The sequence below is a fragment of the Oceanobacillus alkalisoli genome (genome assembly GCF_021556485.1).
In the GTDB taxonomy this organism is placed as follows: Bacteria; Bacillota; Bacilli; order Bacillales; family Amphibacillaceae; genus Oceanobacillus; species Oceanobacillus alkalisoli.
Genome location: NZ_JAKGBW010000003.1, coordinates 219341 through 232438, shown reverse-complemented (window position 1 = coordinate 232438; position 13098 = coordinate 219341). Strand labels below are relative to the sequence as shown.

Here is a 13098-nt window from a genome sequence, read left to right as displayed (position 1 = left end):
CTTGATATGAGTATAACTACTTTAATAATGACGATAGGGATATCATTTTTAATTACTGTTCTTTTTTCGCCGCTTTTCATTCCATTTTTAAGAAGATTAAAGTTTGGACAAAGTATTCGCGAAGAAGGACCAGAATCACATCAAAAAAAGACCGGTACACCAACGATGGGTGGGATCATGATTGTATTAAGCATTATTATTACTTCACTGATCATGATCTGGAAAGTGAGCGGAGCAATCGGATACGAAATGTGGCTATTGTTGTTCGTTCTATTCGGTTACGGTCTCGTAGGTTTTCTGGATGATTTCATCAAAGTCGCACTGAAACGGAATCTCGGCTTAACCTCACTACAGAAATTAATCGGCCAAATTGTGATTGCACTTTTATTCTTTTTCGTTTTACAGGCAAATGATTTTTCAACCTATATTCAAATTCCAGGGACGAATATCCAATGGGAACTTGGCTGGTTTTATGCCATTTTAGTTATTTTTATGCTTGTTGGTTCTTCTAACGCTGTCAATTTGACGGACGGATTGGATGGACTGCTTGCAGGAACAGCAGCTATAGCATTTGGTGCTTTTGCTATCTTAGCATTATACGGGATGCCGCAGAACGATATCGCGGTCTTTTCATTGGCAGCAGCAGGAGCACTGCTAGGCTTTCTTGTGTTCAATGCTCATCCTGCTAAAGTGTTTATGGGTGACACAGGATCCCTTGCACTTGGCGGAGCAATTGCCGCTGTAGCAATTCTTACAAAAATGGAAATACTGCTTGTTATTATCGGTGGTGTCTTTGTTATTGAGACGTTATCTGTTATTATCCAAGTGATTTCCTTTAAAACGACTGGTAAACGCGTCTTTAAAATGAGCCCATTACACCATCATTATGAGTTGATCGGATGGTCGGAATGGCGGGTTGTAACAACGTTCTGGCTAGTTGGCCTCGTGTTTGCCGCATTAGGGATTTTTATTGAGGTGGGCTTAAATTGAGAAAACTAAAAGCTTTTCCATATCATCATGTGCTTGTTCTCGGCTTGGCGAGAAGTGGAACAGCAGCTGCAAAAACATTACTCAAAAACGGTAAACAAGTAAGGGTAAACGACCAGCAATTGACGACTAAATCAACAGTGGTGCAAGATCTTATAGCACTCGGTGCAGAAATGGTTCTTGGTTCCCATCCATTGTCTGTCTTGGAAGGAATTGAGGTCGTTGTTAAAAACCCGGGTATTTCCTATGATAATCCTGTCTTAGTTGAAGCGGTTAAGCGAAATATTCCAATCGTAACGGAAATAGAAATAGCTTATCAGCTTGTTCCAGGTACATTAATCGGAATTACTGGTTCAAATGGAAAGACAACAACCACGACCCTAGCATCTAAAATGTTAAAGGAAAGCAAGCAACAGGTTAAAGTAGCTGGTAATATCGGTATCGTAGCTACTGAGGTTGCGGAAAGTTTATCAGATGATGAAACATTAGTTTTAGAGCTGTCTTCTTTCCAGCTTCAAGGTACAATAGATTTCCGACCGAATATTGCAGTCATCTTAAACATCTATCAAGCACATCTTGATTATCACAAATCACTCGAAAATTATAAGCAAGCGAAATACAATATATTCCGTAACCAGACAGAAGATGACTATTTAATCTATAATGCTGACGATCTGGATATCTCGTCAGCAGTAGTTGGAACAAAGGCAAGACGAATTCCGTTTTCTACTGCAAAGGAAGTTCAAAATGGTGCCTGGTCTGATGGCGAAGCGATTTATTTCCTAAACGAGAAGATTATCGACGTGGAAAAAATTGTTCTCGTTGGTGAGCACCATTTAGAGAATATCCTGGCAGCGATTTGTGCAGCGAAATTGGCAGGTGCAACGAATGAGGGGATTGAAAGAGTTTTAACAACCTTTGTAGGTGTAGAGCACCGTCTTCAATATGTAACAAATTTGAAGGGTCGATACTTTTATAATGATTCAAAAGCGACAAATATGCTCGCTACGGAAAAAGCATTAGCTTCCTTTAAACAGCCAACGATTTTACTTGCAGGCGGCCTGGATCGTGGGGATGATCTAAAAGGGCTGATTCCTCATTTGAAAAATGTAAAAGGCCTTGTAAGCTTTGGAGAGACGAAAGAAAAGTTTAAAGAAGTGGCAAGAGAAGCTGGGATTTCTACTGTTTTAACAGCGGAAAATGTGGAAGATGCTGTTCAAAAAGGTTACGGAATTTCAGAAGAAAATGATGTAATTTTACTGTCCCCAGCCTGTGCGAGTTGGGATCAATATCGTACATTTGAAGAAAGAGGTGACATGTTTAATCAAGCCGTGCATAAACTATTGTAGGGGCTTGGACAACATGAAGCTTGTGATAATAGATTTGAATTGCCCCCATTCTTTTGAGAAAGGGGTTTTTTCATGCTTAGGAATCTCACGAAGGCTGAAAATCGACCAGATGCCTTGCTGCTTACTGTTATTGCTGTGCTTTTAATTGTAGGGGTCGTGATGGTGTACAGTGCCTCACATGTTTGGTCGCTTTATAAATTCGGTGATGAGTTCTATTATTTAAAAAGACAGCTCTTGTTTGCAGGAGTTGGTTTTGTGGCGATGCTTTTTTTTATGCTTATCCCATATACAACATGGAAAAAGTACTCTAATTTTATTCTGCTTGGCTGTTTTATTTTACTTATCCTTGTGCTCATACCAGGAATTGGAATGGTTCGAGGAGGGGCGCGCAGCTGGATAGGTGTTGGTGCGTTTAGTATTCAGCCTTCTGAATTTATGAAACTGGGCTTGATTATTTTTCTTGCTGCACTTTTATCAGAGAAACAAAAATATATCACTTCTTTTACGAAAGGTTTTCTGCCTTCTTTACTCCTTATCTTTACAGCATTTGGTTTAATCATGTTGCAACCGGATTTAGGCACTGGTCTTGTATTAGTACTCACTTGCGTCATCATGCTTTTTATTGCTGGTGCAAGAATCTCCCATTTTGTAGGTTTAGGCTTAATCGGTTTGATTGGATTTGCTTTTTTAATTATATCGGCACCATACCGGATCAGCCGGATTGTTGCCTTTCTTAACCCTTGGGAAGATCCTCTTGGTGATGGTTTTCAAATTATCCAATCCTTGTATGCGATCGGGCCTGGAGGGCTGATGGGGCTTGGAATGGGCAATAGCTTACAAAAATACTTTTACTTACCGGAACCGCAAACTGATTTCATTTTTGCGATTCTTGCAGAAGAACTAGGTTTCATCGGCGGAGTAGGATTGATTCTGTTATTTTTCGTCTTGCTTTGGCGTGGAATTAAAATAGCTTTAGAGTCCATTGATCCATTTGCGAGGTACTTAGCTTTAGGAATTGTGGCGATGTTAATTATACAGGTGATGATAAATATTAGCGTCGTTATCGGCCTAATACCCGTCACAGGAATCACTCTGCCATTCTTAAGCTACGGGGGCTCATCCTTAACACTCACCCTCTGTTCCGTAGGCATCCTTCTGAACATCAGCATCCATTCCAAAATATAGCACTTGAGACAACCGGCGCAAAACTGTTTTTTACTGTTTACTCTCATTCAGCGTTAGTATTTTGCACGTTCTCATGGTTCACTCTCTAATCGCCGTTCAGTTGCCAGGTGGACGGATGCTTTCCGCGGGCACTTCTGGAGCCGCCTGCGGAAAGCGAGAGGTGTCTGGACTGCGGACTTCCAGTAGAAAGTTTCGGAGTTACGCACACTTACGCTGAATGAGAGCGTTCAACAGTCATTTTGAAAAAAATACTTTAATAGTTATGCCCGGGTACATGCTCCAGAGATTGCGGATTTTCAGTTGAAGTATCTGAATCTCCTCTAAATCTGCTTCAGATTAATTCCGATTAACATGAAAATGAGTATGCAAGGCAGTAGCAACTTTAGTGAAAGTGTAGGTTTATTTGTTTTACCAGTAAAAACTTTCAAATCTATGACAAGTAAACTATCGATTACATCCTAATCTATGATATAATTCTAATAACCTGATAACAAAGTCGAATTTATAAACAGGTTTGTTATCAGCAATAAAAATTGAAAATAATATGATTTAGTATGCTGACAAAGGAAGAAATGGAGATGAATAAAAACAATAAGAATATTGTTTCCATTGAGGACCGTATTCCAAAATTAAAAGAAGCTCGGAAGAAGAAAGCGAATCGGCGTTTAGTTTTTTACATGACGATCTTTTTCTTCCTTATCTCGATAATCATTTACCTTCAATCACCATTAAGTGAGGTAAAACAAGTAACGGTTCAGAACAACGCTTTTGTCCCAGATGAGGAGATTGTGGAAATCAGTGGTCTATCTGAGAAGCAAAACATTTGGGCAATTGATTTTGCAGCTGTCGAAGAAACGTTGGAGAATAATCCGATAATAGATACGGTGACGGTAGACAGGAAATTGCCAAGTACGGTTGCAATCACAGTACAAGAGAAAGAAATTATCGGAATCCTTGAAACGGAAGAAGGGACCTATCTTCCGGTGCTCGAAAGCGGCGAACTGCTGGAAATGGTTGAATATCAGTCATTCACGGGTGAAGCTCCGTTATTAATTGGATTTACAGATCAAGAATACCTCGCTAAGGCTGCAAATGAATTGAATAAATTGCCAAAAGATATTTTAGACTTAATATCTGAGATGTACTGGCAACCAACAGAAGATAATAAAAATAATGTATTATTTTATATGAACGATGGTTTTATTGTACAAAGCTCGATTCGAGATTTTGCAGATGGTATGACGATCTATCCTTCTGTCGTTTCCCAGCTCGATCCTGAAGTGAAGGGTGTTATACATATGGGAGTTGGGGTTTATTTTGAAGCTTTCGATGCAGAGGATGAAGAAGTGAATGCGGATGATGAAGAATTGATGGGTGAATCTGAAACAGGAGAATCAGAAGAATAATACGGATGACTGTTTAATTATCCAGCAAAAACGTCAACAAATGAATGAATTACACGAAAAGTATAGGAGTTGACAAGTTTATTTTCTTATTTTAAAGGAAATCATCTTTGTCATGTTGAATTAATAATTAATGAGACTAAGAAAAATACAAACTTTAATAGAGAATAATCTGTTCATGATTTTGAACGGTTATGTTGAATGAGGGGGTGCCTTTTCTTTGAATAATAGCGAAATTCTAGTAAGTTTAGATATTGGAACAACCAAAATTAAAGTTATTATCGGAGAAGTATTGAATGATTCATTGAATATAATCGGGGTTGGCACTGCCAAGTCCCTAGGTATGAAAAAAGGTGCGATTGTTGATATTGACCAAACGGTACAATCTATTCGGAATGCAGTTGAGCAAGCAGAAAGAATGGTTGGTATGGAAATTAACCGGGTCGTGGTCGGTGTAAATGGAAATCATATTTGGCTGCAGGCTTGTCATGGTGTAGTAGCTGTCCAAAGTGAAGACAGGGAAATCACAGATGAGGACGTTACAAGAGTATTGGACGGAGCGCAAGTTGTTTCAATTCCCCCAGAAAGGGAAATTATCGATGTGGTTCCGGAACAATTTATTGTAGATGGCTTGGATGGAATCACTGACCCGCGAGGAATGATTGGTGTTCGTCTCGAAATGGAAGGGACATTGATTACCTGTTCGAAAACTGTGTTACATAATACACTGAAATGTGTAGAACGGGCAGGACTTGAGGTATCAGATATTTGTCTGTCACCATTAGCTGCGGGTTCTGTAGCGCTGTCTGATGATGAAAAAAACATGGGTGTAGCCCTTATTGATGTAGGTGGCGGCTGTACGACTGTATCCATTTTTGAAAATGATTATCTCGTTGCGACAAGTACAATTGCCCTTGGCGGGGACAATATTACGAAAGATTTGTCCATTGGCCTTCGTACATCAACAGAGGAAGCAGAAGATATTAAGCTTAATCACGGTTACGCCTATTACGATGAAGCGAACGAAGAAGAAACATTTGACGTTTCCATAATTGGCAGTGATAAGAGACAAACGTATAATCAGTTACAGATTTCTGATATGATTGAGGCTAGAATAGAAGAAATATTTGAGTTTGCTGATCGAGAAATTAGACGTATGGGCTTCCATGAATTACCGGGCGGATTTGTTTTAACCGGCGGGACCATGGCGATGCCCGGAGTTTTAGAACTTGCTCAAAACTTATTCTACTCAAATGTCCGTATTGCAATTCCGGATTACATAGGTGTAAGGGAACCGCTTTATACAACAGGTGTCGGTATATTGCAATTTGCATATCGAAATGCGAAAATCCAAGGGAAACAGTTATATCCATCTGTTACCGAAGTGGAGCACGAACCAAAAGCAAAACGGAATCCAAAACAAGTCAAATTGAAAGAACCAAAAGAGAAGAAGAAAAAGAAAGAATCTGGGATTGCTAATCTATTTAAATATTTCTTTGATTGATTCAAAGATTAAGATGAATCAGCTTCTTAAACATCTGTAATTTTGCATATTAGGAGGAACGAAGTATGTTGGAATTTGATACAAATATGGAGGAACTAGCGAAAATAAAAGTTGTCGGCGCCGGGGGTGGCGGGAACAACGCAGTTAACCGTATGATTGAGCACGGAGTGGAAGGCGTGGAATTTATCGCTGTTAACACAGACGCTCAAGCTTTAAATTTATCTAAAGCGGAAGTTAAAGTTCAGATCGGAGCGAAATTAACTCGTGGTCTTGGAGCAGGCGCGAACCCGGAAGTTGGAAAGAAGGCAGCAGAGGAAAGTAAAGAACAATTAGAAGAAGTACTTTCTGGAGCTGATATGATTTTTGTAACTGCTGGAATGGGTGGGGGGACAGGTACAGGTGCTGCACCGGTAATCGCACAAATCGCGAAAGAACTTGGAGCATTAACCGTTGGTGTTGTGACTCGTCCATTCTCCTTTGAAGGCAGGCGCAGAGCAAACCAGGCTATTTCCGGGATTGAGACATTAAAGAGTAATGTAGATACATTGATCGTTATTCCAAATGATCGGCTGCTTGAAATTGTCGATAAAAACACCCCAATGTTGGAAGCGTTCCGTGAAGCGGATAACATTCTAAGACAAGGGGTACAAGGTATCTCCGACTTAATTGCGAAGCCAGGTCTGATCAACGTAGACTTTGCCGACGTTAAAACAATTATGTTTGATAAAGGTTCTGCTTTAATGGGAATCGGAATCGCAACCGGAGAAACAAGAGCGACAGAAGCGGCGAAGAAAGCTATTTCCAGCCCGCTTCTTGAAACATCGGTTGATGGTGCTCACGGTATTTTGATGAATATTACCGGTGGAACGAGCTTGAGTCTGTATGAAGTACAAGAGGCAGCAGACCTTGTAACGAATGCAGCGGATGAAGAAGTGAACGTTATCTTCGGTTCTGTTATTAATGAAAGTCTGAACGATGAAATCGTCGTTACGGTAATTGCAACAGGTTTCGATGAAAACGCGCAAAAGTCGAATAAACCGAAAAGGGATGCGCGACCTTCTATTGCAGAAAGACAGCAAGCAGCAAGCCGTGCGCCGGAAGAACAACCACAACGAGAAACAAAGCCGAATAATCCGCGCCCTAAAATAGAAGAAGACGAACTCGATATTCCAACGTTCTTAAGAAATCGTAACCGTAATCGTTAATCTAACAATTGAATTTAAAAAAGCCGGAACGAAACTTATTTTCAAGTTTTGTTCCGGCTTTTTTTGCTGGCCAATTTCCCGGTATCCTCCTTCCGACAAACCCCGAATAATTTAGTGAAAAGAAGTTGTTTATCGCAGACAAGAACTGACAGACTTTTCTAAGTAGCTAGGCTATACTTCAATTTACACCACGCATGAGCCCATCACGAATCAAACCAGGAGAAAGGGAGAGTGTATTGGCTATCTATCTTGATGCGGTATGGTTACTCAACTTTTTGCTGGATTACATGTTGCTGTTACTGACAGATAAGTTAGCAAAATTACATACAAGCCGTTACCGTTTAGCTTTCGGCGCATTGGTCGCCTCACTTATTGTACCGCTATCGATTTACTATCCAGATTCCTTTTTCACGAGTGTAATCGGCAAATTCATCTTTTCCATTTTTATTATGACGAGCAGTTTCGGTTATAAAACAATTTATCGATTAGTGAAATTGCTTACTTTATTTTACATGATGAGTTTCGCTATAGGTGGGGGGGTGATTGCCCTTCACTTTCTCATTCATCAGCCAATCACGGTTTCTGGAAATGGATTCATCACCTATAACAGAGGATTTGGTGATCCGTTAAGCTGGTTGTTCATCGTGGTTTGTTTCCCGCTTGTTTGGATTTTTACGAAACAGCGCATGGACAAGCACGTACAAGAAAAGATTCGTTATGATGCGACAATCCCAGTGACATTAAAAATGAATGGGGTGAGTCATTCCACAAAAAGTTTTATTGATAGCGGTAATCAGCTTGTCGACCCATTTACTAAAAAACCTGTCATCATTTGTGATGAAACATTTTTAGCTCATTGGTTTGACAAAGAGGACTGGGGAAAGTTAAAAATCGCTCATGAGGCGCTCGATATGGATCAGATTCCCGATGAGTGGGTTGATCGTTTACGAATTATTCCATATCAAGGTGTTGAAGGGGGGAATGGTTTTTTATTCACAATTATACCTGACGAAATTACGATTTATTATGATAAAAAAGAAATTTATGCGACGAATTTTCTCGTTGGAATTCAATTTGGAAATTTAACCGGAGACGGGAGCTATCATTGCTTGTTGCAGCCAGAACTAATTAAAACGGCTATTCATTATTCAGCATAATAGAAAGGGTAGATGGACATGTGGAAGTTGCGTTTACGGATGTTGTGGTATCGCTTATTATTTAAATTAAAAATAAAATCAAGTGAGATTTACTATATCGGCGGGAAAGAAGCGCTGCCTCCTCCACTCAATAAAGAAGAAGAAGCAGAACTTCTAAAACGATTAACAAAGGGAGATCAATCAGCAAGAGCAGTGTTGATTGAACGAAACTTGCGCCTTGTCGTGTATATTGCCCGAAAATTTGAAAACACAGGTATCAACATTGAAGATTTAATTAGTATTGGAACGATTGGTTTGATTAAAGCAGTAAATACATTCAAACCAGAAAAGAAGATAAAACTAGCAACATATGCTTCCCGCTGCATTGAAAATGAAATTTTAATGTACTTGCGACGCACAAACAAATTGAAATCCGAAATCTCGTTCGATGAACCATTAAACATTGATTGGGACGGCAATGAATTATTGCTATCCGACGTACTTGGAACAGAGGAAGACATTATTACGAAGAATCTTGAGTCTACGGTCGATAAAAACTTATTACGGGATGCCTTATCGCAGCTTAATAAACGGGAACAACAAATTATGATGTTACGCTTCGGACTCCAAGGCCAAGAAGAGAAAACACAGAAAGATGTAGCGGATATGTTAGGTATTTCGCAATCTTATATTTCAAGGTTAGAAAAGAAAATTATCCGCAGGCTCCAAAAAGAATTTAATAAAATGATGTAACCACTTATTGGACCTGACCTCGTTAGGTTTTTCCAGTTTCTTACTTTTATCAACCTGCATAAAAATCCTTTTAGAGGGAGATACTGTCCTTGACAGCATCGACATCTGGGAGGGTTGAGCAGATATGGCTAGACATAAAGTAGAGATTTGTGGTGTAGATACATCGAAACTGCCTGTACTTAAGAATGAAGAAATGAAAAAATTATTTATAAGACTTCAGCAAGAAGATGATCTCTCGGCGCGGGAAGAGTTGGTAAATGGAAATTTACGACTTGTGTTAAGCGTCATTCAACGCTTCAACAACCGCGGAGAATATGTTGATGATTTATTTCAAGTCGGTTGTATTGGTTTAATGAAATCGATTGATAACTTTGACTTAGGACATAATGTGCGCTTCTCCACTTATGCGGTTCCGATGATTATCGGTGAAATCCGTCGTTATCTCAGAGATAATAATCCAATACGTGTATCCCGTTCACTTCGGGATATTGCTTATAAATCCCTGCAAGCAAGGGAACTCTTGATGAGTAAAACCTCAAGAGAACCGACACATAAAGAAATAGCGGAAGAAACAGGAATTCCTGAAGAAGATATCGTCTTCGCTCTTGACGCGATTCAAGAACCAGTGTCCTTATTCGAACCGATATATAATGATGGAGGCGACCCTATTTATGTCGTCGATCAAATAAGTGATGAGAAAGACAAGGCGACGAACTGGGATGATAAAATATCCCTGAAAGAAGGAATTGTTCAATTAAATGAACGAGAAAAAATGATTGTTAATAAACGATTTTTCCAGGGCAAAACACAAATGGAAGTCGCTGAAGAAATCGGGATATCACAAGCCCAAGTATCGCGGCTTGAGAAAGCAGCAATTAAACAAATGAATAAACGAATGTTTGAATAATTAATCAAAAGCAGGCATCCACCTGCTTTTTTTCTTTTGTCTTAAAATAGGTTGTACCGAGCATATAGTATAATAAGAGGGGTGAGATCATGATACGGCTATCTGAATTGCAGATGAAAGAAGTTATTTCTGTGGTGGACGGAAGAAGATTAGGCTTCATCATTGACTTGGAAATTGATGTGCGAACGGGTAGAATTATTTCGCTCATTCTCGCAGACCGGGATACGAAGGGCGGCTTTTTTGGAAAGGCGGAGGAGATTCAAGTGTTATGGAAGCAAATTTTACGAATTGGGACAGACGTTATATTAGTGAAAGAATCGGCTGATCAGCGTACATTAATGCTTCCTTAAAAAGAAGTGTAGATTTAGGGGTTATCTACTAGACAAAATATGATAAAATGAAACAAAGTAGAGGGGGCGTGCTTGGGAATGGAACCTTTTATTATCAAAGAAAAGCAGTTAATGCGGCTTATTAATTGGAAAGAATTATCGCAAGACTTAGTTGCTGGAATTTCCACAAAAAATGGCGGTGTCAGTCAAGGAGATTTTTCAAGCTTTAATTGCGGCCTCCATGTCCATGATTCAATAGAGAATGTGTTAGACAACCGAAGAACCCTTAGTGACCTAACGGGCTTCCCCTTAGAAAACTGGGTTGCCGGCGAACAAGTTCATGGGAAAAAAGTGCAACTTGTAACCGCTTCGGATAAAGGGAAAGGCGCTATATCGACAGCTACAGCTTTAAAGAACGTTGATGGCATATTGACAAAGGAAAAAGGCATTATGCTTACGGCATTTTTCGCAGACTGTATTCCATTGTTCTTTTACGACCCGGAAGAAAAAATAATTGGGATTGCACATGCCGGCTGGAAGGGTACGGTAAAGGAAATAGCAAAAGAAATGGTTGCTCAGTTTGCAGCAAATGGCTCGGTGCGGGAGAATATTCTCGTTACAATTGGACCAGGCATCTCTTGGAATCATTATGAAGTAGATGAGTATGTTGCATCCCAAATTACGAAAGATGTTCGAGACAAGGTTCTGACTGTAAAGAGTGACAATCACTATTTATTGGATCTGAAAGAGTTAAACAGGGAAATCCTTTTACATTGTGGAATATTAAGGCATAATATAGATATGACAAATTATTGTACGTATCGGGAGCATGATTTATTTTTCTCCCATCGGCGTGACCAAGGACGAACAGGTCGAATGCTCGGGTTCATTGGTATGCTGGAATAATGTTATGAAGGAGTTTGTATAGAAAATGGTAGTAGCAACGAATCTTGAGGAGATTACAAATAATATTACGGCAGCATGTGAACGCAGTAATCGGAATAAGGAAGATATTTCATTAATTGCTGTAACGAAATATGTTACAATTGAACGAAATAAAGAATTAGTTGCAGCAGGGATTAAAAATTTTGGAGAAAATCGTACAGAAGGATTTTTGAAAAAATACGAAGCAGTTGGAGAAGAGGCAGCTTGGCATTTTATCGGTACACTTCAGTCTCGAAAGGTAAAAGATATTATCGATAAAGTTGATATGATTCATTCCCTTGACCGGGTATCACTTGCTAAAGAAATAAATAAGCGTGCATCTAACCCTATCGATTGTTTCGTACAAGTTAATGTGAGTGAAGAAGAGACAAAGCACGGTCTGAAAGTTGAAGAAGTAGAAACCTTCATTCAGGAAATCGAAAAGTATGAAAAGGTAAGAATTGTTGGCTTGATGACAATGGCGCCACATGTGGAAGATAAGGAATTAATTCGTCGCGTCTTCCGTGAACTTGCGACATTAAGGGATACAATAAGGGATAAAAAGTTACTCCACGCACCATGCGATTATTTATCCATGGGAATGAGTAATGATTATGAGATTGCAATTGAAGAAGGTGCAACCCATATTCGCATCGGTTCGAAATTAGTCGGTGAATAAGCCTACCCTTTAAGAAGAGGTGAAAAATATGAGTTTTAAAAATAAGATTAAAAACTACTTTACAATGGACGATGAGTATGAATACGAGTATATTGAAGAAGACAGCGTACCGGAGAAAATAACGCCGAAGCAAAAGTCTCAGAACGTAGTGAACCTCCAAAGTGTTCAGCAACCAGCTCAGAGAGTTGTCCTCTGTGAGCCAAGGTCCTATAATGAAGCACAGGAAATCGCTGATAATATAGTCAATAAGCGTTCCGTTGTGATTAATTTGCAAAGGGTGGAAGGTCACCAGGCAAAACGGATTGTCGATTTTTTAAGCGGAACAGTTTATGCATTAAATGGTGACATTCAGAAACTCGGTGCAGAAACATTTCTGTGTACACCTGAAAGTGTTGATGTTACAGGGTCGATTTCTGAGTCCTATTTGTATGATGACGAAATTTAAAAAGAAAGGTAGTTTTTGATGGAGCAACTCTTAGGTCTCTTTAGTTTTGCAATCTATATTTATTCTTGGGTTTTGATTATCTATATTTTAATGTCTTGGTTTCCGGGAGCCAGGGAATCTTCATTTGGAGAATTAATTGGAAGAATCGCAGAACCGTACTTGGAAATATTCAGGCGTTTCATTCCGCCGCTAGGAATGATCGATATCTCCCCAATCGTAGCGATTATCGTTCTGCGTTTTGCCGGAATGGGATTAGATACCTTCTTCCGGATGTTTTTCTAAAGTAATTGCA

General features: G+C 39.5%; 14 protein-coding genes. All 14 read left to right on the top strand.

Annotation, left to right across the window (positions count from 1 at the left end):
- The first annotated feature begins 6 nt into the window (after window positions 1-6).
- Window positions 7-990 (top strand): phospho-N-acetylmuramoyl-pentapeptide-transferase, encoded by a 984-nt coding sequence (gene mraY / locus LZD48_RS05055; protein WP_235761648.1) that lies wholly within the window; start codon window positions 7-9, stop codon window positions 988-990.
- Entirely contained in the window at window positions 987-2336 is a 1350-nt protein-coding gene (murD, locus tag LZD48_RS05050; RefSeq protein WP_235761647.1) for a UDP-N-acetylmuramoyl-L-alanine--D-glutamate ligase, read from the top strand. Before mraY ends, murD begins: the two co-directional genes overlap by 4 nt.
- A 72-nt stretch (window positions 2337-2408) precedes the next feature.
- Window positions 2409-3521: a stage V sporulation protein E gene (gene spoVE, locus LZD48_RS05045; RefSeq protein ID WP_235761646.1), complete on the top strand. Its 1113-nt coding sequence runs from the start codon at window positions 2409-2411 to the stop codon at window positions 3519-3521.
- 578 nt (window positions 3522-4099) lie between these two features.
- Window positions 4100-4927 carry a cell division protein FtsQ/DivIB gene (locus tag LZD48_RS05040; RefSeq protein WP_235761645.1) on the top strand — a complete coding sequence of 276 codons (828 nt, stop codon included), beginning with the start codon at window positions 4100-4102 and terminating at the stop codon, window positions 4925-4927.
- 217 nt (window positions 4928-5144) lie between these two features.
- Window positions 5145-6428: a cell division protein FtsA gene (ftsA, locus tag LZD48_RS05035; protein ID WP_235761644.1), complete on the top strand. Its 1284-nt coding sequence runs from the start codon at window positions 5145-5147 to the stop codon at window positions 6426-6428.
- A 65-nt stretch (window positions 6429-6493) separates the two neighbouring features.
- Window positions 6494-7633: a cell division protein FtsZ gene (gene ftsZ / locus LZD48_RS05030; protein ID WP_235761643.1), complete on the top strand. Its 1140-nt coding sequence runs from the start codon at window positions 6494-6496 to the stop codon at window positions 7631-7633.
- A 236-nt stretch (window positions 7634-7869) separates the two neighbouring features.
- Complete coding sequence (spoIIGA, locus tag LZD48_RS05025) at window positions 7870-8790, top strand: sigma-E processing peptidase SpoIIGA (protein ID WP_235761642.1); 921 nt, start codon at window positions 7870-7872, stop codon at window positions 8788-8790.
- Window positions 8791-8802: 12 nt separating this feature from the next.
- Window positions 8803-9522, top strand: coding sequence for an RNA polymerase sporulation sigma factor SigE (sigE, locus tag LZD48_RS05020; protein WP_235761641.1), 720 nt, complete (start codon window positions 8803-8805; stop codon window positions 9520-9522).
- 124 nt (window positions 9523-9646) lie between these two features.
- Window positions 9647-10429 (top strand): RNA polymerase sporulation sigma factor SigG, encoded by a 783-nt coding sequence (gene sigG, locus LZD48_RS05015; protein ID WP_235761640.1) that lies wholly within the window; start codon window positions 9647-9649, stop codon window positions 10427-10429.
- Between the two features lie 89 nt (window positions 10430-10518).
- Window positions 10519-10779 (top strand): YlmC/YmxH family sporulation protein, encoded by a 261-nt coding sequence (locus LZD48_RS05010; RefSeq protein WP_235761639.1) that lies wholly within the window; start codon window positions 10519-10521, stop codon window positions 10777-10779.
- 78 nt (window positions 10780-10857) lie between these two features.
- On the top strand, window positions 10858-11664 hold the full coding sequence (gene pgeF, locus LZD48_RS05005) for a peptidoglycan editing factor PgeF (RefSeq protein ID WP_235761638.1): 807 nt from the start codon (window positions 10858-10860) through the stop codon (window positions 11662-11664).
- A 25-nt stretch (window positions 11665-11689) separates the two neighbouring features.
- Window positions 11690-12361, top strand: a complete 672-nt coding sequence (locus tag LZD48_RS05000) for a YggS family pyridoxal phosphate-dependent enzyme (RefSeq protein ID WP_235761637.1) — start codon at window positions 11690-11692, stop codon at window positions 12359-12361.
- 28 nt (window positions 12362-12389) lie between these two features.
- A complete protein-coding gene (locus tag LZD48_RS04995; protein ID WP_235761636.1) occupies window positions 12390-12806 on the top strand; it encodes a cell division protein SepF in 417 nt (138 codons plus the stop codon).
- An 18-nt stretch (window positions 12807-12824) separates the two neighbouring features.
- Window positions 12825-13088 carry a YggT family protein gene (locus tag LZD48_RS04990; protein ID WP_235761635.1) on the top strand — a complete coding sequence of 88 codons (264 nt, stop codon included), beginning with the start codon at window positions 12825-12827 and terminating at the stop codon, window positions 13086-13088.
- Window positions 13089-13098 lie beyond the last annotated feature (10 nt).